This window comes from Pseudomonas sp. P4_C1, assembly GCF_056402155.1.
Genome location: NZ_JBFUHY010000004.1, coordinates 269501 through 290771 on the forward strand (window position 1 = coordinate 269501; position 21271 = coordinate 290771).

At 56.9% G+C, this 21271-nt stretch carries 24 protein-coding genes; 13 read left to right on the forward strand and 11 right to left on the reverse strand.

Annotation, left to right across the window (positions count from 1 at the left end):
• The first annotated feature begins 108 nt into the window (after positions 1-108).
• The 3 genes from eno (at position 109) to ispD (ending at position 2543) form a co-directional block, all read left to right on the forward strand.
• Positions 109-1398, forward strand: coding sequence for a phosphopyruvate hydratase (eno, locus tag AC1DU9_RS04820; protein ID WP_056720952.1), 1290 nt, complete (start codon positions 109-111; stop codon positions 1396-1398).
• A gap of 162 nt (positions 1399-1560) precedes the next feature.
• On the forward strand, positions 1561-1839 hold the full coding sequence (gene ftsB, locus AC1DU9_RS04825) for a cell division protein FtsB (protein WP_007996937.1): 279 nt from the start codon (positions 1561-1563) through the stop codon (positions 1837-1839).
• Positions 1836-2543 (forward strand): 2-C-methyl-D-erythritol 4-phosphate cytidylyltransferase, encoded by a 708-nt coding sequence (ispD, locus tag AC1DU9_RS04830; protein WP_223458402.1) that lies wholly within the window; start codon positions 1836-1838, stop codon positions 2541-2543. The genes ftsB and ispD overlap by 4 nt, the downstream gene beginning before the upstream one ends.
• Positions 2544-2707: 164 nt before the next feature.
• Here ispD and AC1DU9_RS04835 read toward each other — a convergent pair whose 3' ends face one another.
• Positions 2708-3604 carry a LysR family transcriptional regulator gene (locus tag AC1DU9_RS04835; protein ID WP_111281389.1) on the reverse strand — a complete coding sequence of 299 codons (897 nt, stop codon included), beginning with the start codon at positions 3602-3604 and terminating at the stop codon, positions 2708-2710.
• A 106-nt stretch (positions 3605-3710) separates the two neighbouring features.
• On the opposite strand from AC1DU9_RS04835, the gene AC1DU9_RS04840 reads away from it, so the two are divergent.
• From AC1DU9_RS04840 to rpoS, 8 genes are all read left to right on the forward strand, one after another.
• The gene (locus AC1DU9_RS04840) at positions 3711-4823 is read left to right on the forward strand and encodes an S-(hydroxymethyl)glutathione dehydrogenase/class III alcohol dehydrogenase (RefSeq protein ID WP_223458404.1); all 1113 of its coding nucleotides are present in this window, start codon (positions 3711-3713) and stop codon (positions 4821-4823) included.
• An 8-nt stretch (positions 4824-4831) separates the two neighbouring features.
• Entirely contained in the window at positions 4832-5677 is an 846-nt protein-coding gene (gene fghA / locus AC1DU9_RS04845; RefSeq protein WP_223458406.1) for an S-formylglutathione hydrolase, read from the forward strand.
• A 43-nt stretch (positions 5678-5720) separates the two neighbouring features.
• Positions 5721-6194: a 2-C-methyl-D-erythritol 2,4-cyclodiphosphate synthase gene (ispF, locus tag AC1DU9_RS04850; RefSeq protein ID WP_007970721.1), complete on the forward strand. Its 474-nt coding sequence runs from the start codon at positions 5721-5723 to the stop codon at positions 6192-6194.
• On the forward strand, positions 6191-7249 hold the full coding sequence (gene truD / locus AC1DU9_RS04855; RefSeq protein ID WP_223458408.1) for a tRNA pseudouridine(13) synthase TruD: 1059 nt from the start codon (positions 6191-6193) through the stop codon (positions 7247-7249). The genes ispF and truD overlap by 4 nt, the downstream gene beginning before the upstream one ends.
• Entirely contained in the window at positions 7237-7986 is a 750-nt protein-coding gene (gene surE / locus AC1DU9_RS04860) for a 5'/3'-nucleotidase SurE (protein ID WP_477809818.1), read from the forward strand. Before truD ends, surE begins: the two co-directional genes overlap by 13 nt.
• Positions 7987-8027: 41 nt before the next feature.
• Positions 8028-8663 (forward strand): protein-L-isoaspartate(D-aspartate) O-methyltransferase, encoded by a 636-nt coding sequence (locus tag AC1DU9_RS04865; RefSeq protein WP_177323574.1) that lies wholly within the window; start codon positions 8028-8030, stop codon positions 8661-8663.
• 212 nt (positions 8664-8875) lie between these two features.
• Entirely contained in the window at positions 8876-9733 is an 858-nt protein-coding gene (locus AC1DU9_RS04870; RefSeq protein WP_223458412.1) for a peptidoglycan DD-metalloendopeptidase family protein, read from the forward strand.
• Positions 9734-9839: 106 nt separating this feature from the next.
• Positions 9840-10847, forward strand: a complete 1008-nt coding sequence (gene rpoS / locus AC1DU9_RS04875; protein ID WP_108216679.1) for an RNA polymerase sigma factor RpoS — start codon at positions 9840-9842, stop codon at positions 10845-10847.
• 471 nt (positions 10848-11318) lie between these two features.
• Here rpoS and fdxA read toward each other — a convergent pair whose 3' ends face one another.
• Positions 11319-11642: a ferredoxin FdxA gene (gene fdxA / locus AC1DU9_RS04880; protein WP_223458414.1), complete on the reverse strand. Its 324-nt coding sequence runs from the start codon at positions 11640-11642 to the stop codon at positions 11319-11321.
• A 142-nt stretch (positions 11643-11784) separates the two neighbouring features.
• Entirely contained in the window at positions 11785-14352 is a 2568-nt protein-coding gene (mutS, locus tag AC1DU9_RS04885; RefSeq protein ID WP_477809868.1) for a DNA mismatch repair protein MutS, read from the reverse strand.
• Between the two features lie 492 nt (positions 14353-14844).
• Here mutS and AC1DU9_RS04890 point away from each other — a divergent pair, with 492 nt between their 5' ends.
• Positions 14845-16005, forward strand: coding sequence for an AAA family ATPase (locus tag AC1DU9_RS04890; protein WP_477809819.1), 1161 nt, complete (start codon positions 14845-14847; stop codon positions 16003-16005).
• A gap of 1 nt (position 16006) precedes the next feature.
• Positions 16007-17044: a DUF4435 domain-containing protein gene (locus AC1DU9_RS04895; protein ID WP_477809820.1), complete on the forward strand. Its 1038-nt coding sequence runs from the start codon at positions 16007-16009 to the stop codon at positions 17042-17044.
• A 39-nt stretch (positions 17045-17083) separates the two neighbouring features.
• Here AC1DU9_RS04895 and AC1DU9_RS04900 read toward each other — a convergent pair whose 3' ends face one another.
• The 8 genes from AC1DU9_RS04900 to AC1DU9_RS04935 all read right to left on the reverse strand — a co-directional run bounded on the left by AC1DU9_RS04900 (position 17084) and on the right by AC1DU9_RS04935 (position 21266).
• Entirely contained in the window at positions 17084-18331 is a 1248-nt protein-coding gene (locus AC1DU9_RS04900; RefSeq protein WP_477809821.1) for an Arm DNA-binding domain-containing protein, read from the reverse strand.
• The gene (locus tag AC1DU9_RS04905) at positions 18298-18495 is read right to left on the reverse strand and encodes a hypothetical protein (protein WP_056856218.1); all 198 of its coding nucleotides are present in this window, start codon (positions 18493-18495) and stop codon (positions 18298-18300) included. Before AC1DU9_RS04905 ends, AC1DU9_RS04900 begins: the two co-directional genes overlap by 34 nt.
• A 166-nt stretch (positions 18496-18661) precedes the next feature.
• Positions 18662-19048, reverse strand: coding sequence for a hypothetical protein (locus AC1DU9_RS04910; protein WP_477809822.1), 387 nt, complete (start codon positions 19046-19048; stop codon positions 18662-18664).
• An 82-nt stretch (positions 19049-19130) separates the two neighbouring features.
• Positions 19131-19940, reverse strand: coding sequence for a DUF2303 family protein (locus AC1DU9_RS04915; RefSeq protein ID WP_477809823.1), 810 nt, complete (start codon positions 19938-19940; stop codon positions 19131-19133).
• A 52-nt stretch (positions 19941-19992) separates the two neighbouring features.
• Positions 19993-20334, reverse strand: a complete 342-nt coding sequence (locus tag AC1DU9_RS04920; RefSeq protein WP_008048880.1) for a hypothetical protein — start codon at positions 20332-20334, stop codon at positions 19993-19995.
• Between the two features lie 58 nt (positions 20335-20392).
• Complete coding sequence (locus tag AC1DU9_RS04925) at positions 20393-20623, reverse strand: pyocin activator PrtN family protein (RefSeq protein WP_477809824.1); 231 nt, start codon at positions 20621-20623, stop codon at positions 20393-20395.
• Complete coding sequence (locus AC1DU9_RS04930; RefSeq protein WP_477809825.1) at positions 20620-20994, reverse strand: hypothetical protein; 375 nt, start codon at positions 20992-20994, stop codon at positions 20620-20622. The genes AC1DU9_RS04925 and AC1DU9_RS04930 overlap by 4 nt, the downstream gene beginning before the upstream one ends.
• Positions 20991-21266 carry a hypothetical protein gene (locus AC1DU9_RS04935; protein ID WP_477809826.1) on the reverse strand — a complete coding sequence of 92 codons (276 nt, stop codon included), beginning with the start codon at positions 21264-21266 and terminating at the stop codon, positions 20991-20993. Before AC1DU9_RS04935 ends, AC1DU9_RS04930 begins: the two co-directional genes overlap by 4 nt.
• Positions 21267-21271: the final 5 nt, after the last annotated feature.

The following is a 21271-nucleotide window of genomic DNA, read 5'->3' on the forward strand; positions in this document are numbered from 1 at the left end:
GGGCCTGAGCCTTGTCGTCTGCAAGACTGCCCGCTGCACCTCGCTTGCCGACGATCAAAGATTTCCTACAGCTGCGTCGTTTTCGTCAACTTTGGAGTGTTTACAACAATGGCTAAAATCGTCGACATCAAAGGTCGTGAAGTTCTCGACTCCCGTGGCAATCCCACCGTGGAAGCGGACGTGCTTCTCGACAACGGCATCATCGGCAGTGCCTGCGCGCCGTCCGGTGCTTCCACTGGCTCGCGTGAAGCGCTCGAGCTGCGTGATGGCGACAAGAGCCGTTACCTGGGCAAAGGCGTTCTGAAGGCAGTAGCCAACATCAACGGTCCGATCCGCGACCTGTTGAAAGGCATGGACCCAAGCGACCAGAAAGCGCTCGATCTGGCAATGATCAAGCTCGACGGTACTGAAAACAAAGGTTCCCTGGGCGCCAACGCGATCCTCGCCGTTTCCCTGGCTGCGGCCAAGGCAGCAGCACAGGACCAGGACCTGCCGCTGTACGCTCACATCGCCAACCTGAACGGCACCCCGGGTGTCTACTCGATGCCGGTTCCGATGATGAACATCATCAACGGTGGCGAGCACGCCGATAACAACGTCGACATTCAGGAATTCATGGTTCAGCCGGTTGGCGCCAAGTCTTTCTCGGAAGGCCTGCGCATGGGCACCGAAATTTTCCATCACCTCAAAGCTGTGTTGAAGGCCCGTGGCCTGAGCACTGCCGTCGGTGACGAAGGTGGTTTCGCACCGAACCTGGCGTCCAACGAAGATGCACTGAAAGTGATCTCCGAAGCCGTGGCCAACGCCGGTTACAAGCTGGGCACCGACGTGACCCTGGCTCTGGACTGCGCCGCCAGCGAATTCTACGAAGACGGCAAGTACAACCTGTCCGGCGAAGGTCAGGTGTTCACCGCCGAAGGTTTCGCTGATTACCTCAAAGGTCTGACCGAGCGTTACCCGATCATCTCCATCGAAGATGGCCTGGACGAGTCCGACTGGGCCGGCTGGAAGATCCTCACCGACAAGATCGGCGAGAAGACCCAACTGGTAGGCGATGACCTGTTCGTCACCAACACCAAGATCCTGAAAGAAGGCATCGACAAAAAGATCGCCAACTCGATCCTGATCAAGTTCAACCAGATCGGCACCCTGACCGAAACCCTGGAAGCCATCCAGATGGCGAAGGCCGCCGGTTACACTGCCGTGATCTCGCACCGCTCCGGCGAAACCGAAGATTCGACCATTGCCGACCTGGCCGTGGGCACCTCGGCTGGCCAGATCAAGACCGGTTCCCTGTGCCGTTCCGACCGCGTTTCCAAGTACAACCAACTGCTGCGTATCGAAGAGCAGTTGAACGGCAAAGCCAAGTACAACGGTCGCAGCGAGTTCCGCGGTTGATATAAAAAAAGACACCGGATTGTGTCGGAAAAATCGCTACAGCGACGTTTTTGCCACTAATCTGATGCCTTATATGCACAAGCCTGGTTCTTCCAGGCTTCGTGCTATCAGAAGCTTCACGTTTGGCATGGCTGTCTTTTTTCACTGGATACCTGATATTCGATGCGCAGTCCCAATTGGTTGTTCCTCGTCTTGCTCCTGCTGCTGGCTGGCCTGCAGTACCGCTTGTGGGTGGGTAATGGCAGCCTGGCGCAAGTGGCCGAGTTGACTCAGCAGATTGCCGATCAGCAAGCTGAGAACCAGGCATTGCTGGAGCGCAACCGGGTGATGGACGCCGAAGTCAGTGAATTGAAAAAGGGCATGGAGACCGTTGAAGAACGGGCTCGCCATGAATTGGGCATGGTCAAGGACGGTGAAACCCTTTACCAGTTGGCCCAATGATTAATTCGTTACCGGCCTTCTGGGCCGTGATTCCTGCCGCGGGCGTCGGTGCCCGTATGGCTGCGGACCGTCCCAAGCAATACTTGCAACTGGGCGGGCGCACTATTCTCGAACACAGCCTTGGCTGTTTCCTTGATCATCCATGCCTCAAAGGTCTGGTGGTCAGTGTTGCTGTTGACGATCCTTATTGGCCGAACCTGGCGTGTGCCAGTGATCCGCGTATTGCCCGGGTCGAGGGTGGCACCGAGCGTTCCGGGTCGGTGCTCAATGCGCTGCTGCACCTGCATGCGCAGGGCGCTGATGACGAGGATTGGGTACTGGTTCACGATGCCGCACGGCCGAACCTCAGTCGTGACGATCTGGACAAGCTGCTGGCTGAACTGGCTGACGATCCTGTCGGCGGACTGCTGGCGGTTCCGGCTCGGGATACGCTCAAGCGAGTCGACAAGCACGGTCGCGTGGTCGAAACCGTGGATCGCAGTGTGATCTGGCAGGCCTACACGCCGCAGATGTTTCGCCTTGGGGCGTTGCATCGGGCTTTGGCGGACAGTCTGGTGGCCGATGCCGTTATCACTGACGAAGCTTCGGCGATGGAGTGGGCCGGTTCGGCCCCACGCCTGATCGAAGGGCGGTCCGACAACCTCAAGGTCACGCGTCCTGAAGACCTTGAATGGTTGAGACAGCGTTGGGCCAATCGTCACTGATTGACTTTGGTTTTGTGCTGCCCCCAATCGCGAGCAAGCTCCCTCCCACATTGGGCGGGGACGAACACAAATCTTGTGAACGCCAGCAAACCCTGTGGGAGCGAGCTTGCTCGCGATTACGGTAGTACTGACAACCGCCATCCTGCTGACACACCGGCACCTTCCTAGCTTCGATACTCCGGCCTTTCAGCCAACCCCTCCTTCAAAAAATCCACCAACTTGCGCACCTTCGGCGACAAATGCCGCTGCTGCGGATACAGCGCCCAAACCGCCGTGTTCGGTGGTTGATGTGCCTCCAGCAACGAAATCAACGCGCCGCTATTCAAATGCTCCAGCACGTAATAGTCCGGCAACTGACACAGCCCTACGCCTTGTAGCGCGGCATCCAGCACCGCTTGCCCACTGTTGCAGCGCCAGTTTCCCTGCACCCGTTGGGAAAATTCCCGCCCGTTCTGCTCCAGTTGCCATAAGTCCGAGCTGCCGATGAGGCAGTTGTGGCGGCTCAGTTCCGACAGACTGTGCGGGCGACCGTAGCGCTCAAGGTAGGACGGCGATGCGCAGAGAAACATACGCCGTGGCGCGAGGCGGGTGGCGACCAGTCGCGAATCTTGCAAACGCCCGAGACGGATCGCCAGATCGAGGCCTTCGTGCACCAAGTCAAGCTGGCGATTGGTCAGTTCGATGTCGATACGCAGTTGCGGATATAGCCCCATGAAGCGGGTCACCAGCGGCACGATGAAGCGCTCACCGTAAGCCACGGCGCAGGTCATGCGCAGCATGCCTTTGGGCTCGCTGGTCAAGTCGCCGACTGCGCGCAACGCCTCTTCACGTCCATCCTGCAAGCGTTGGCAATGTTGCAGGAAGGTTTGTCCGGCTTCGGTCAGCGTGACCCGGCGGGTACTGCGATAGAGCAAGCGGGTTTGCAGGCGCTCTTCGAGGCGTACGATTTGTCGACTGATATGGGAGGAAGAAACCCCGAGGCGTTCCGCGGCAGCGGTAAACTGGCTGCATTCGGCCACCGCGACAAATTCGTCGATTCCTTCCCAGCGGTTTTCGGACATGGATGATTATCCCTGTGCAGCAATAATGTTTTGCTTTTGTCCGGATTATTCACTGTAAGGCGCTGTATTACACTCCCTGTCTCGTTTTCTTCACTGGAGAGTCACCATGATCAAGTCGCGCGCCGCCGTTGCCTTCGAGGCCAAGAAGCCCCTCGAAATCGTTGAAGTCGATGTCGCCATGCCCAAGGCCGGTGAAGTATTGCTGCGCGTGGTGGCCTCCGGTGTCTGCCACACCGATGCCTACACACTGTCTGGCGCTGATCCGGAAGGCATCTTCCCGTCGATCCTCGGCCATGAAGGCGGTGCGATCGTGGAAGCGATTGGCGAGGGAGTGACTTCCCTTGCGGTGGGCGACCATGTGATCCCGCTGTACACCCCGGAATGCGGCAAGTGCAAATTCTGTCTGTCGGGCAAAACCAACCTCTGCCAGGCGATTCGCGCGACCCAGGGTAAAGGCCTGATGCCGGATGGCACTTCGCGTTTTTCCTACAAGGGCGAAACGATTTTCCATTACATGGGCACCTCGACTTTTTCCGAGTACACCGTGCTGCCAGAAATATCCGTCGCCAAGATTCCTAAAGAAGCGCCACTGGAAAAAGTCTGCCTGCTCGGCTGCGGCGTCACCACCGGCATCGGTGCGGTGCTCAACACTGCCAAGGTGAAACCGGGTGATACCGTGGCCATTTTCGGCCTCGGCGGCATCGGTCTGTCGGCTGTCATCGGCGCCGTAAAAGCCAAGGCAGCTCGCATCATCGCCATCGACATCAACCCGGCGAAATTCGAAATCGCCAAACAGTTGGGTGCAACCGACTGCGTGAACCCGAAAGACTTCGATCGTCCGATCCAGGAAGTCATCGTCGACATGACCGATGGCGGCGTCGATTTTTCCTTCGAGTGCATCGGCAATGTGCAGCTGATGCGCGCGGCGCTGGAGTGCTGCCACAAGGGCTGGGGCGAGTCGGTCATCATCGGCGTTGCCGGTGCCGGGCAGGAAATCTCGACCCGTCCATTCCAGCTGGTCACCGGCCGCGTCTGGCGCGGTTCGGCGTTCGGCGGCGTGCGCGGCCGTACCGAGTTGCCGAGCTATGTGGAAATGGCCGAGACCGGTGAGATTCCGCTGGATACCTTCATCACCCACACCATGGGCCTGGAAGATATCAACAAGGCGTTTGACCTGATGCATGAAGGAAAAAGCATCCGCTCCGTCATTCATTTCTGAGGTCTGTCATGAGCCTGGAAAATATCTCCTGCCAGAAAAGTTTTGGCGGCTGGCACAAGCGCTATCGCCATCGCTCGGAAGTGCTCGGCTGCGACATGGTGTTCGCCGTCTACCTGCCACCGCAGGCGGAGCAGGGTGGCAAGCTGCCGGTGTTGTACTGGTTGTCCGGCCTGACCTGCACCGACGAGAACTTCATGCAAAAGGCCGGCGCCATGCGCATGGCCGCCGAACTGGGGCTGATCATCGTCGCACCGGACACCAGCCCGCGCGGTCCTGATGTGCCGGGCGACCCGGATGGCGCCTGGGACTTCGGCCTCGGCGCCGGGTTTTATCTGAATGCCACCCAGGAACCGTGGTCGCGACACTATCGGATGCATGACTATGTCGTGCAGGAATTGCCGGCATTGGTCGAGGCCCATTTCCCGGCGTCGGACAAACGCGGTATCAGCGGCCATTCCATGGGTGGCCACGGTGCGCTGGTCTGTGCCTTGCGCAATCCGGGGCGCTATTTGTCGGTATCGGCGTTCTCGCCCATCAACAATCCGATGGATTGCCCGTGGGGGCAGAAAGCTTTCTCCCGCTATCTGGGAGAAGACCGTTCGAAATGGCGCGAATGGGATGCTTGCGCGTTGATTGCCGAGGCCGATGAAAAGCTGCCGCTGCTGGTCGACCAAGGCGATCGCGACGATTTCCTCGCCAACCAACTCAAGCCGGACGCCTTGCAACAGGCGACTAAACTGGCGGGTCATGCGCTGACGTTGCGTCTGCAACCGGGCTATGACCACAGCTATTTCTTCATCGCCAGTTTCATCGATGAGCACTTACGGCATCACGCGCATGCTCTAGGTGCCTAATGCAGGTAGAATCACGCCCTGACAAAAATCGGGGCGTTTTTTTATGCGTATTGGCCACGGCTATGATGTGCACCGTTTCGCTGAAGGCGATTTCATCACTCTGGGCGGCGTGCGCATTGCACACAGCTTCGGGTTGCTCGCTCACTCTGACGGTGACGTCCTCTTGCACGCCTTGAGCGATGCCTTGCTCGGCGCCGCGGCGCTGGGCGACATCGGCAAGCATTTCCCGGATACCGACCCGCAATTCAAGGGCGCCGACAGCCGTGCGCTGTTGCGTCACGTCGTCGCACTGGTCCATGCCAAAGGCTGGAAAGTCGGCAACGTCGATAACACCATCGTCGCCCAGGCGCCGAAAATGGCCCCGCATATCGAATCGATGCGCGCGCTGATTGCCGCGGATCTTCAAGTAGAGTTGGATCAAGTGAACGTGAAAGCTACCACCACCGAAAAGCTCGGCTTTGTCGGTCGCGAAGAAGGCATTGCCGTGCACTCCGTTGCCTTGTTGCTGCGCGCATGAACGAACTGCAATTGCTCGGCCCGCGGGCTTACGGTGAAGCCCTCGGCACGGCGGTCCTGAAAGCGATCGCGGAAGATTTCCAGGTCGACGAAGTCCTCGACATCCCCCTGAGTGGCGAAGGCGAACACTTGTGGATCTGGGTGGAAAAGCGCGGTCTGAACACAGAAGAAGCGGCACGGCGGATTGCCAAGGCAGCAGGTGTGCCATTGCGCACAGTCAGCTATGCCGGGCTCAAGGATCGTCAGGCGTTGACTCGCCAGTGGTTCAGCGTGCAATTGCCGGGCAAGGCAGACCCTGATCTGTCGGCCGCGGAAAACGATACGCTGAAGATCCTCAAGACCACCCGCCACAAGCGCAAACTGCAACGCGGCGCCCACTCGGCCAACGGTTTTACATTGCGCCTGACGCAATTCGCCGGCGACAAGGCTGCGCTTGAAGAGCGTCTGCAACTGATCGCCAAACAAGGCATCCCCAATTATTTCGGCGCTCAGCGTTTCGGTCATGACGGCGGTAACGTCGTCGATGCTCGCGCCTGGGCCGCGCGCAAGGCCTTGCCGGAGCAGCGCAACGTGCGCTCGCGTCTGCTCTCCACGGCGCGCAGTTTTCTGTTCAATCAGGTGCTGGCCGCACGTGTCGCCGATGGCACCTGGCAGCGTGCCCAGGTGGGAGATCTGCTGGCGTTCACCGACAGCCGCAGCTTTTTCCCGGCAGGTGAGGCTGAGTGCAGCGACCCGCGCCTGGCGATTCTCGATCTGCACCCGACCGGTCCGCAGTGGGGCGAAGGTGACTCGCCGGCCACGGGCGTTGTCCATGAACTGGAGCAGGCCATCGCCGCACGCGAAGCGGATTTGCGTGACTGGTTGATCAACGCCGGTATGAGCCACGAACGTCGCATCCTGCGGCTGCCCATTGGCGGGCTGACGTGGCATTATCCCTCGCTGGACATTCTCCAACTGGAATTCATCCTGCCGGCCGGATGCTTCGCCACCGTATTGGTGCGTGAGCTTGTTGATCTGGTGCCGGTGGGGCAGACGGACAGCCCATGCGTATTCTGATTTCTAACGACGATGGGGTAACCGCACCCGGTCTCGCCGCGCTTTATGCTGCGCTGGCGGATTACACCGAATGCGTGGTTATCGCCCCGGACCAGGACAAAAGCGGCGCCAGCAGTTCGCTGACGCTGGACCGTCCGTTGCACCCGCAAACCCTGGCCAACGGCTTTATCAGCCTCAACGGCACACCCACCGATTGCGTGCACCTGGGCCTCAACGGCCTGCTGGAGCGCGAAGCGGACATGGTGGTTTCCGGTATCAACCTGGGCGCGAACCTGGGGGACGATGTCCTGTATTCCGGTACGGTGGCGGCGGCCCTTGAGGGGCGTTTCCTGAAACACCCTTCGTTTGCTTTTTCTCTGGTCTCACGTCAGGTAGAGAACCTTCCCACAGCTGCCTATTTCGCGCGCAAACTGGTCGAAGCCCATGCTGACCTGGTTCTGCCACCGCGTACGGTACTGAACGTGAACATTCCCAATTTGCCGCTGGACCATATCCGCGGTATCCAGCTGACCCGCCTGGGTCATCGCGCCCGTGCCGCGGCACCGATGAAAGTGGTGGATCCGCGGGGCAAGTCCGGTTACTGGATCGCGGCGGCCGGGGATGCCGAGGACGGTGGCCCGGGTACCGATTTCCATGCGGTGATGCAGGGTTATGTTTCGATCACGCCGTTGCAACTGGATCGCACCTTCAATGATGCCTTCAGAAGTCTGGACGGCTGGCTGGAGGGTCTGCGCTGATGGGTCGCGAACAAGACGATATGCTGCGTCGCGGCATTGGCATGACTTCCCAGCGAACCCGGGAGCGGCTGATCCAGCGTCTGTACGAAGAAGGCATCTCCAACGCCAGGGTGCTGGAGGTCATTCGCCGGACCCCGCGCCACCTGTTCGTCGACGAAGCGCTGGCGCATCGTGCTTATGAAGACACAGCGCTGCCGATCGGCAATAACCAGACTATCTCCCAGCCGTATATGGTGGCGCGCATGAGCGAGCTGCTGCTGGAGGCAGGTCCCCTCGACAAGGTGCTGGAGATCGGCACGGGCTCGGGTTATCAGACGGCGGTGCTGTCGCAACTCGTCGAGCGTGTGTTCTCGGTCGAGCGCATCAAGGTTTTGCAGGATCGTGCGAAGGAACGTCTGGTCGAACTGAACCTGCGCAACGTGGTGTTCCGCTGGGGCGATGGCTGGGAGGGCTGGCCGGCACTGGCGCCGTACAACGGGATTATCGTCACTGCAGTGGCGACCGATGTGCCCCAGGCATTGCTTGACCAGTTGGCACCGGGAGGCCGAATGGTGATCCCTGTCGGGTCCGGGGAAGTTCAGCAATTGATGCTGATCATTCGCGAGGAACAGGGTTTTTCCAGGCATGTTCTGGGGGCTGTGCGCTTCGTGCCATTGCTCAATGGGCCACTGGCCTGAGCATTTGTTTCGGCACGCTGAATTCTCTGCGATTGCCTTTGTCTTACAGCGGCATCGTGCGGTTAAACGGGATTCATCGTCAGGCAGCAAACGTGTGCGCGACACCGATTCGCTACATTAAAGGTACAGCGTGCACGGCCCGTTATACTTGCGACAGTTCATTGCCGGACTCCGGCATTTCACATTTTCAGCCACCACAGAGGGAGCGGCGGGTGAGTCTCACAGTCATTGCGCAGCGAATGAGTAAAACGAGCTTTCAGCGCCTGGTGACTGGCCTTGTCTTGAGCACCTTGCTGGTCGGTTGTTCCAGCAACAAATCCAGCGATGTTCGTGTCTTGGAACGCAACAATGCCGCGCCTCAGCGCCCGGTCGTGACCACCGGACAATACGTCGTTCGGCCCAAGGACACCCTGTTCTCCATCGCCTTTCGTTACGGTTGGGACTATAAGGCTCTGGCGGCACGCAATAACATTCCTGCGCCCTACACCATTCATCCGGGTCAGACGATTCGCTTTGATGGTCGCACCGATTCAACGTCGACGACGGTGGTCAGTTCGTCCAGTTCAACACCTTCGTCGTCGAGTAAAACCACGGTCATCCGTCGTCCGGTAAACGGTGCGACCACCAGCACGACAACGATTGTACCGTCCGTCGCGAACAAGCCTGAACCGGCTCCATTGCCCCCTCCCGGGCCAGCCCCGACCGGCTGGGGATGGCCATCTAATGGCATTCTTATCGGGAAATTCTCTTCAAACGGTAGTTTGAATAAAGGAATTGATATCGCCGGAGATTTGGGACAGCCTGTTTTAGCTGCGTCTGATGGGACGGTGGTGTATGCCGGGAGTGGCTTAAGGGGCTACGGCGAATTAGTGATCATCAAACACAGTGAAACCTACGTCAGTGCCTACGGACATAACCGCAGGCTTTTGGTTCGGGAGGGGCAGCAGGTCAAGGTCGGACAGACAATTGCCGAAATGGGGTCAACGGGTACAGACCGGGTGAAACTGCATTTTGAGATTCGCCGCCAGGGTAAACCTGTAGATCCGCTGCAATTCCTGCCACGTCGTTGATCGCTTACCAGCCTGTTCCGTCGCGTAGAGGGGAACAGGCTCCAGCGTTGCCAGGGAGAAAGGCGCCGCTTGAGCTTGAGGTCGAACTCACCAAAGGACTATAACAATGGCTCTCAGTAAAGAAGTGCCGGAGTTTGACATCGACGATGAGGTTCTCCTTATGGAGAGCAGCATCGATATGGATTCGATGTCGAATGATGAAGGGGCGGCTCCACCTTCCGTTCGTGCCAAATCCAAACACTCCGCATCGTTGAAACAACACAAGTACATTGACTACACGCGGGCACTAGATGCCACGCAGCTGTATCTCAATGAAATTGGTTTCTCTCCCCTGCTGTCACCCGAAGAAGAAGTTCATTTTGCGCGCCTGTCGCAAAGTGGCGATCCGGCCGGGCGCAAACGCATGATTGAAAGTAACCTGCGGCTGGTGGTGAAAATCGCCCGACGCTACGTCAATCGTGGGTTGTCGCTGCTGGACCTGATCGAAGAGGGCAACCTCGGCTTGATCCGGGCGGTGGAGAAGTTCGATCCGGAACGCGGTTTCCGCTTCTCGACCTACGCGACCTGGTGGATTCGCCAGACCATCGAACGCGCAATCATGAATCAGACCCGGACCATCCGGTTGCCGATCCATGTGGTCAAAGAGCTGAATGTGTACCTGCGGGCCGCGCGGGAGTTGACGCAAAAACTCGACCATGAACCCTCACCCGAAGAAATCGCCAACCTGCTGGAAAAGCCGGTAGGAGAGGTCAAGCGTATGCTCGGCCTGAACGAGCGGGTTTCCTCGGTCGACGTCTCGCTGGGTCCGGACTCGGATAAAACCCTGCTTGATACCCTGACTGACGACCGTCCAACCGATCCATGCGAACTGTTGCAGGACGACGACCTGTCCCAGAGCATCGATCAATGGCTCTCGGAGCTGACCGACAAGCAACGCGAAGTGGTAGTACGCCGCTTCGGCCTGCGCGGTCATGAAAGCAGCACCCTTGAAGACGTAGGCCTGGAAATCGGCCTGACCCGTGAGCGGGTCAGGCAGATTCAGGTCGAAGGCTTGAAGCGGCTGCGCGAGATCCTTGAAAAAAATGGTCTGTCGAGCGAGTCGCTGTTCCAATAAGGCGCTCACTGCGATGGCATAAAAAACCCCGACCGGCTCGGGGTTTTTTATTGTCTGGCCTGGGGATCGAATCCCCCCTGGGATTTTGGTTTCGTGCTGTAAGCCTTGGCTTACTCTTGCGTAAGTGTTCGTTATTTTTACACTCTGGCAGTCGTCTATGTTGAACGCTGTTTGTCTCTATCTTTTTGATTCATATAGATATTTATTATTATTAATGATGTGTGACAGTTGGAATTCGCGCCAAGGGGCGGTTGATCTCCGAGGGGAAAACTCTAATATTCAGGTTGTGTCGACGGACAGACACGTCCTTCATGGATGAAGGAAATGGACATCGCAGGACGCGATTCATCAGGACGATGAAAAGGAACACAGGGAATAGGGAAAAATGTGGGCGGGTCAAACCGCCCCTTTTTTTGCCTGCAGAAAAGCAAAAAGGCCCTTGTGGGGCCTTTTTCGGGAACGCGGGGGTAATCAGCGTTCGAGGTGTTCGATCTTGCCTGGCTTGCCATCCCATTCAGCGGAATCTGGCAGCGGATCTTTACGTTCAGTGATGTTAGGCCAGATATCGGCCAACTCAGCGTTCAGCTGAATAAAGTTTTCCATGCCGGCCGGAACTTCATCTTCGGAGAAGATGGCAACAGCAGGGCATTCAGGTTCGCACAGCGCGCAATCGATGCACTCATCCGGGTGGATCACCAGGAAATTCGGGCCTTCGTAAAAGCAGTCCACCGGACAGACTTCTACGCAGTCGGTGTACTTGCACTTGATGCAGTTGTCGGTGACGACGAAGGTCATTTCTAATTTTCTCCTCAGGCGCGGCTTGCTGCGCCCCTTTTCGTAGGGGTCGCCAGGTTCGGGAGCGATAGTCTGCTGGCCAGGCTATTAGCCAGCAGCATCCCAAACCGCGCGAGATTCTAACAGCTTGCAAGCCGCTGCGTTAGATCCGTGTCTTTAGTGTATAGAGCATTTCGAGAGCACGACGTGGTGTCATGTCGTCCAGATCGAGCTTGGCCAGGTCATCCAGTACCGGGTGCGGCAAGCTGGCAAACAGGTCGCTTTGCTGCGGCGCAGCCGGTTTGCCTTTGGCCGGTGCAGGTGTTTCATGGGGCAGGGCGGTGTCCTCCAGGCGGCTCAAATGCTCACGGGCGCGGGTGATGACTTCACTCGGCACGCCCGCCAGCTGCGCAACGGCCAGGCCATAACTCTGGCTGGCAGGTCCGGGCAGCACGTGGTGCAGGAACACGATGCGTTCATTGTGCTCGGTGGCATTGAGGTGCACGTTTGCCACCAGCGGCTGGGCTTCCGGCAGGACGGTCAGTTCAAAGTAGTGGGTGGCGAACAGCGTGTAGGCACGCAGATGCGCCAGGCGTTCGGCTGCCGCCCATGCCAGGGACAGGCCGTCGAAGGTGCTGGTGCCGCGCCCGACTTCGTCCATCAGCACCAGGCTGCGCTCGGTGGCGTTGTGCAGAATGTTTGCGGTTTCGCTCATTTCCACCATGAAGGTCGAACGCCCGCCGGCCAGGTCATCGCTGGAGCCGATCCGGGTGAAGATGCGGTCGACCAGCGACAATTCGCAACTGGCTGCCGGCACGAAGCTGCCGATGTGCGCCAGCAGCACGATCAAGGCGGTCTGACGCATGTAGGTGGATTTACCGCCCATGTTCGGACCGGTGATCACCAGCATGCGGGTATTGTCGTCCAGGCTCAGGTCGTTGGCCACGAACGGCGTGGTCAGCACTTGTTCGACCACCGGGTGACGACCCTGGCTGATGCGCATGCACGGTTCGCTGACGAATCGCGGGCAGTTCAGGTCGAGGTTCAGCGCACGCTCGGCCAGGTTGCTCAAGACGTCCAGCTCGGCCAGGGCGCCGGCGGTGTCCTGCAAGGGTGGCAGCTGGGCGATCAGGTCTTCGAGCAGCGCTTCGTAAAGCATCTTCTCGCGCGCCAGGGCACGGCTCTTGGCCGATAATGCCTTGTCTTCGAACGCCTTGAGTTCCGGGGTAATGAAGCGCTCGGCGCCTTTGAGCGTCTGGCGGCGAATATAGTCGGCCGGTGCCGATTCCGCCTGTTTGCTTGGCAGCTCGATGAAATAACCGTGGATGCGGTTGTAACCGACCTTCAGGTGCGACAGACCGGTGCGGGCCTTCTCCCGTGCCTCAAGGTCGATCAGGAATTGCCCGGCGTTTTCGCTCAGCGACTGCAGTTCGTCGAGTTCGCTGTCGTAGCCGGTTTTCAGCACGCCACCGTCACGAATGACCGCGGGCGGGTTGTCGATGATGGCCTTTTCCAGGAGTGCTGCCAGTTCCGGGTAGGTGCTGGTGATGGTGGCGAGTTGCTGGAGGTGCGGGGCTTCGAGTTCCGTCATTGCCACTTGCAGCTCGGGCAGTGCGCCGAGGGCGTCACGCAAACGGGCGAGGTCGCGCGGGCGGGCATTGCGCAGGCCGATCCGCGCAAGAATCCGCTCGATGTCACCGATTTCCTTGAGCTGCGGTTGCAGTCTTTCGAAACGGTAACCGTCGAGCAGGCAAGTGATCGAAGTCTGACGCGCCAGCAGCACCGTCAAGTCGCGCAACGGGCGATTCAACCAGCGGGTCAGCAGGCGGCTGCCCATGGCGGTCTGGCAACGGTCCACCACCGATTGCAGGGTGTTGTCGCGGCCCCCGGCCAGGTTGGTGTCGAGCTCCAGGTTGCGACGGCTGGCGCCATCGAGCACCACGGTGTCGTCCAGGCGCTCATGACGCAGGCTGCGCAAATGGGGCAGGGCGGTGCGCTGGGTTTCCTTGGCGTAGGCCAGCAGGCAACCGGCGGCACCGATGGCCAGGGTCAGGTTTTCGCAGCCAAAGCCTTTGAGATCCTGGGTCGAGAATTGCTGGCACAGGCTTTTGAGCGCCGAATCGCGTTCGAAATCCCACGGCGCACGGCGACGCACGCCGCGGCGTTTTTCCGCCGGCAGATCCTTGGGCCAGTCATCCGGGATCAGCAGTTCCACCGGGTTGACCCGCTCCAGTTCCGCCAACAGGTTTTCCCAGCCCTTGATTTCCAGCACGCTGAAGTTGCCACTGGTGATGTCCAGCACCGCCAGGCCGAACAGGCGCTCATCGCCCAGGACGGCGGCGATCAGGTTGTCCCGACGCTCGTCCAGCAGCGCCTCGTCACTCACCGTCCCCGGCGTGATGATGCGCACCACCTGCCGCTCCACCGGCCCTTTGCTGGTGGCCGGGTCGCCGACCTGCTCGCAGATCACCACCGATTCGCCAAGCTTCACCAGTTTCGCCAGGTAACCCTCGGCGGCGTGGTAAGGAATACCGCACATCGGAATCGCCTGGCCAGCCGACTGCCCACGGGCCGTCAGGGTGATGTCCAGCAACTTGGCGGCCTTCTTCGCGTCTTCATAGAAGATCTCGTAGAAGTCGCCCATGCGGTAGAACATCAGCTGGTCCGGGTGCTGGTTTTTCAGGCGCCAGTACTGCTGCATCATCGGGGTGTGGGAGGATAGGTCTGAAATTGCTTTATTCATCAGTAGGTTAGATGGTGTCGTCAAAATGGCTGGGGCAGAAATGGGGCGTTTCACTCTCTGCTTTTGGGCTTACGCAGAAATGAGCCGAGGCAGCCATCTTACCCTTGTGCTGCGATCACTAGGTGTAGGCTGCACTACGATCTACAGCGTCGGTGGTTAAGCCTAGCATGATTGCTAATATTGCTCATGCGGAGTCCAGCAGACTTTTCTCCGGCACTATCTATCTAGAATGACGTGTCAAAATCGTTTCTGATCAGGCGGGGGCTGTTCATGAGGTTTGTCATAGGGGGCGTTATGGATGTGATCACGCAAAGTTCTTCGTGAAGCACGCTCCGTTGACCTACTCAAAAGGCAGGCCAAAGAAAATTTATAGACTCTTACGTATTTTTCAGCTAGGTGATATATTTTCCCGCTGCGTTAGTGTTAAACGTCAGTCACAGCTTGCTATTGTTGGCTACGTTTTGAAAATAGGGGTGATAATTGAACCGTCTGCAAAAAATTTCGATATTTAATATGCCAACTGCAGCGCGAGAAATTGTCATTCCGCTAAAAGATGATTGCAATATTCTTGTGTTGACAGGGTTCAATGGTGTCGGTAAGTCACGTGTTTTGGGTGCGATTGTTGAGTTGTTGACGCTTGCAAGAGATGTTGATTATAACGATGGCTCTGAAGATTGGCTGATGCAGCTTGAGTTCGAAGGCGGGTATGTATTTCGTGGTGCAAAGATAGATTCGAATGGTCGGCCAAAGAAGAAGGGCTATGAGGCTAATGTTGAAAAGTTATTAAAGGGTGAGCAGCCTGCAAAGGTTATGTATGAAAAGCTTATCAAGGCTGCAATACCAAATCGCTCGAATAGTTCGTATTCATCTAAAAGTAGTGATGATGATACGGGAGTGTATTGTGCGTTGTTTTTAAAGTCCCCGCCTGGGGGGGATTCTAAAAAATTCGTAGATACGGTTAAAGTTGTTGGATTTATTAATGAGAAAGTCGTATTTGGAGTTAAAAGGTCGGAGGATGAGGCCGTATTTGAAAAGGACGATGTGGAAGGTGATTTAAATAAAACCTTGTATGTGCTGATAAAAGAGTTTGTTTCTACTCAGGCGGTAAAGGCTGGGGTTGAAGATGATATTGATAAGTACGTTTCTGAATATTTGTCTTCAAAAAAAATAAGTAAATTGGAAGAAAGTAACATAAAGGATGTTAGGCGGTACGTTGTTTCGAAGTTGGACGGTAGTCAAGTGGTTGAGGATGACTCAAGTATCTTCTCTCATCATCAAATGTTTGTTGAGATTAATAAGATATTTGCCCTTACCTCGCGCAGGCTTGTTTATGTTGAAGGTTCACTAAACGTAGAGTTGAAGGATGGGCAGCTAATCCCATGGCCGGCACTTTCGAGAGGGGAGAAGACACTTTTAGCACTTTTCCTTATCGTGTTTCTAAATCGCGATGGTGCGATATTTGTTCTGGATGAGCCTGATCTTTCGCTGCATATGGAATGGCAAAAGATGATTTTGCCGGGGCTGCTTGCGTTAGCACCAACCTGCCAGTTTCTTGTTGCAACTCACTCGCCTTTCTTGGTTATGAATACCGGTTCCGAGCAAGTTATCAATATGGCAAAGTTGGTGGCGGAGGCGATTTGAAATGCTGTCGGACTCTGAGTATGGCTTTGTTGTAAGCTCCATTGATATCCAAAAAGCACAGTTTTTCAATATCGATGGTTCTGATCGTAGCACTGTTTTGGTGTGGGTTGAATCACGGGAAGATAAGAGATTTTGGGGGGCATGCCTTCCCAAGATCGAAGGTGTTCAGTTCGATGTTAAAATTGCGGACGAAGCCACGGCGTCGGATGGAAAAAAAGCCAACGGGTGTACTCGTTTACTATCCATTAGGGCCATTGGTGACTTGATTCTAGGTCCTAATCTCATTTTTTGTTTGGATAGTGATGAGCGCTTTCTGTCGGGGATTTACCGTGCCGGAGGGGTTTTCGCGGAAGAGCATATCTATTATACGAATGTATATTCGATTGAGAATGTAATTCTCCACGGAGCGCATGCTGATCGAGTTTTTGAAGCAGTCGCCGCTTGCTCGATACGAGATCTAACCTATTGTCCTTCTCAGCTTTTGGCCAAGCTGAGTGCTGCTGTTTATAACACTGTACTGTTGTTGGCGTTTAGCCTGGACAGTTTTGGCTTTGATGTTGTTGGTGATTTCAAAAGAGAGTTTTTAGCGTCGATTGCGCGTGTTGGTGCCATGGATTTGGAGACCACCATTGAAGATTCACAGGTGTTTTCTGAGTTTAAAGTCACGCTTGCAGATATTAACACAGGGCTTCTGCTGAATATTTATGAGCGTGGGGTTGAGCAGCTTTATTCTATTTTTGTAGATGCCGTGTCCGGCGAGTTGGTGGATGAAAGCAATGCTTACCTGTTTGTGCGTGGGCACGACTTGTTTAATTCGTTTGTTAGGGTCTTTGAGGCTGTCAATAAGAAAAGAAGGGCCGCCGAGATTTCGCGTGTTGCGCAACTACATAGCGGTGCGAAAGATATGATGAATGCTGTGCGGAATGAATGGGCGGAGTTTGGGGGGGCTTTGAAATATGGGTTCTATGCCGCCGTCCCGTCTGTACCTTTCTTTGAGCGCACGATAGACAGGATCATGGCGGACTACAGTCCGCAATGAAATCGCAACGGCTAATAAATAGTGTGGTCTGATGTGTGCTTACGGCGGAGGGGCTACATCCAACATCTTCCATATGCGTGAAAGCTCCATAGACGACTCGTCATCCATCCATTTTGCATAGACCTGGACAAGCATGGTGAAGTCAATATGGCCCATCTGCTTCGCAATGAACGCTAGACTACCGCGCGCTGTTAGGCACCAGCAGGCGTAGGTATGTCTAGTTTGGTACGGGCGGCGAGGGCGAATTCCCGAACGTTTTTGAATGGCTGACCACTTCGTGTTCCAAGAAGTTGGAATATACCAATGATTTATGACTCTCTTTCGGGCTTGCGTTGTTGGAGATAGCAGTGGGGTTATAGTTTCGATGCGGCTTTCGTGGCGGTTCATAAACACTTCGACCGCTCGCGGTGTGTGGTCGGCCACCAGGCCCATGAGTGTTTTGCAGGCTTCAACTGCTGGTGGCATTAGAAGGACCGACCGAGGCTTCCCAGTTTTCGGAACTTTGAATGTTCCGTCCGCCGTGATCGCCCTAGTGATGTTAATCTGGCCAGCATTCAAATTTACATCCTCAACGGCTAACGCGCACAACTCACCTGGGCGAAGGCCGGTGTAGACAGCGAGTGTGATCGCAGCGGAATCCTGTGCGTGTAGGCAGCCCTTGCTGAGTAGTTGTTCGAACTCGGTTTTGGTCAATGGATCTGGTTCGCGATCGGTCATCGCAAATCGTGTGCATGCTGCGGATAGACCTTTTCGGCAATAGCTGTTGTTTTCACACCACCCCAAAAATCCAGCGAACGTAGCCAGGTAATGATTTGCGGTCGATGGTGCCCGGGTGGCGATCAGTTGTGTCCTGAGCCGCTGAATGTCTTCGGGCAGGAGAATTCCAGCCAAACGGTCTGGCCCAAGCAGTTCGGTACAAATGTCGAGCGCATAGCCGTACTTCTCTTCGGTCATCGGCGTGAGGTCGACAGCCTTCAACGGTTTGTAGCGGGCCATTAGTGCGGCAAGGCGCTCGTCCTTTACATTGCTGTAGCTGATCGCATTCTTCGAGTTGGGAAAGTGGCGGCTGTAATCAAAGCGGCCTGTCTTGATTTCGTGGGTGATCGCCGCGCGAAGTAGGGCAGCGTGTTTGATGTTGGCTTTAGTGACAGGGAGGCCAAGTGATTCGCGGCAGCGAATTCGCCGCCACATAAACACAATGCGTATATAGCCGCCGTGTATCTCCAGCCCTTTATGCTTGGCCAGCTCGGCTTCTAGGCCGCTTCCTGCGGTGCGCTCTCGGCCCACTTGTCGTACTCCGTCATGTTGATTGCGATACGGCCGTCTGGTGTTTTGCGCCAGATTCGGCCCTGTGCCCAGGTCCCGTTTTTCACTTTGTGGCGTATGGCGTCTTCGCTGTAGCCGGTGAGTTCGGATGCTCGGTTGATCATTACCCAGCGTGGAAGACTCATGGCGCCTGCTCCCCAGCGCGACGGGCGATGCCTTCGGCCTGTCGCTGTTTGCTGCATCTTTGATGGTTTCCATGTGCCCGCGACTTGTTGCACTTGTCGCAGATGGTTTGTAAATCGAGGGGCGGCATATGCCCGCTGCGGATATGGACTGTTCTGCGAAGGGCTGTCACGAGGTAGCTCCTTGCTCAACGGTGTTGCTGATGCGGTTGGCTAGTTCGAGGATTTTGTGCGCTTGCTTCTCCGCCTTCAGCTGGGTCGACTCTGTGCCCGGCATTGCGCGCCAGGTCAGTTGAGCAAGGACCAGCGTTGATTGAGCCTGTAAAAGAGTTTGATAGTCGGCCCATGTGAACATCGGGTCGGTTTGGGGCAGGCGGCTGAGGTGGATGATGTCGTTGGTCAACGCGGCAATGCGTTCCCGGTGTTCCCTGAGCTCCATGGCATGACGTGCCGCGGCGCGCGCGAATGCTCGCTGGATTGCACTGCGGATGAAATAGGTCATCAGCAACAGCCCAAGGGCTGAGTAGGCGGCGATGATCAGGTGGTTTGTTTGCATGTGCTGTGTTCCTCGGCAGAACCCGCCGTCGGGATCGTTGGTGAGAGGCCGGCGGCGGGGTGTTGCTACTTGGGTTGACTGGTTACGCGCTGAAGGTGCCCAGGGTCAGCGTCGCGGCTCCGCCGACTTCTTTGGCGAGTGTCGTTTTGAACTCCTGGGCGATTTCTTCGACCTGCTGTTCTTCGCCTGCCCAGCGGAGTTTGAGGGTTGGTTTGTCATCGCCGGTTAGGATGCTGAGCTTCAGGGTGAAGACTCGGGTCCCCAGGCCTTCGTACGGGACCAGCTCGAAGAACAGCGCTTCAATACGGCTCTCGGTGCTGGCGGCTTCGATGCTATCCATTGCGCTGCGGGAGGCGCCGAAGTTGTGTTCGCTGTTGGTGGCCGAGCTGCGGGCTTCGATGGTGATGTTGCGCACGCTTGCGATGGCTGCACTGATGGGCATGGTGCCGCCACCTTCCTTGCTTGCCACAAGGCTGAGGTGCCAGTCTTCGATCCACTCTGCCAGGTCGCGCTGGCTGAGTTTCTTACCGGCGATTTGCTGGAGTGCTTTGTAGGCTGCTGTCGGCTTGAGTTTCAGTGTTGCCACGTCATCTGCATGGCCCGGTGCAGTGTCGTCGCCGAGGTTGAAAAAGATCTTGCAGCTCATGTCGTCCTGATCGACGAAACCTTTGGCGGTGGGGCCGGTGCGCAAGATCGTGTACTCAGCAAAGTCGCGCAAGCTGCTGGTGTGCAGCGCACCGCGGAAACGGGAGCGCAGCGCCTGGTACTTTTCAAGGTTATGGATTTGAACATTGTCCGGCAGCGCGGTTACAGGAAGGAGCGTTGCGGGAAGGGCRCTAGCGGCATGTGCTTGGGCGACGATCAGTTCGAGTGTGTCTTTAGCGAGTGGCATTGATGCTTCCTTTTTGGTGAGAGGACTTTGGTGCTGCGTCTTGGTGATGCTTTTAGCGAGGGACTACCGGGGTGTCTTCGCTCTTGAAGAGCTGCGAAGTCGGGTCGTTCTGGAACAGGGTCAGCCCTTGAGGAGTGAGGTACAGCGGAGTGTCCAGAGTTGAGTCCTCACGCAACTTGCCGCGTTTGGTGGGCTGGGCGAAGTCCAGGGTATGGCTGATTGCGACCTGATTGCTCTGGCCGATTTGCTTCATCTTCAGTGTGATTTTCACTTCGCCCGCTTTGCCATAGTCGATGACCCCGGCGGCGACGTTTGAAAGGGCTTGGCCGATTTGCTGGGCGAAGACGCCTGCATTGAGTGAGTTAAAGAAGTCATTCGTGTCCGTGGCTTTCATGTGCTGTGCCTTCTTGAGTACGAGTTGTTTGTCCCTGGACGGCAGGGACCACCGTGAATCAGGCTGCTTGCGCGTCGAGAAAGTCAGCCAGGTCGTGCAGGTACACCACTCGCTGTGCGCGAGCGGACCCGTGTAGCCGATTCACAACCAGCGCAATACGGCCGGCTTTGATCTCGGCCAGCAGGTAGCGATCGGTGCGGATGTGCGAGAAGTAGTGCTCGCGAACGGCTGCCAGCGTCGGGCAAGGTGTCGCGAACTGGCGCCGAAGTTGGTCGAGGGTGTTGCTCATGCCGCTTCCTCCCCGACCCCCTCCGATGGGGGCAGCAATTTGAGGCGGATCAGTTCGGCGAGGCCTTCTTTGCTTTTGCCCATTGCTGCCGCGCACACGTTGCCGCGTTGGTCGGCGACGACGGCGCCGTAGGGGTACTCCGGTGATTTAGTCGGCGTGACGTAGGCGATTTGCCCTTCGCCAATGACTGCGTCGACACAGCGAAATACCTCGGCCAGCTCAGCGCTGACTGGTGGCAGCGACTCTAGAAGCTGTACCGCTTCGGCTGACGCGCCTATTAGCGTGGCGCGACTGATGACGGTCGGATGGTTGAGAAACATCGGAACCAGCTTCAGTGCGCCGATGGCTTGGGTAATGGCGTTCTGGCTCATGCTGCGGCGTCCTTGTGCGTAATGGTGATGTTCAGTTTCTTGGCGACCCACTCAACGCCTGCTTCTTTCACCATCACCACTGCGTAGTGGCGGTGCTGCTTGATGGCAGGGACCCAGGTACTACGTGGGTCGGAGAACAGGTAACCGCGATCGCGGTGTTTGCTGGCGAGCTCGCCGTTGTTGGTGAGGATTCCCAGCTCCCGCAACCTGGTGCGGAAGGCGCGGGGCTTGAGGCCGAGTACGGCTGCCGTTTCGTCCAGGGTGCGATTCATGGCGC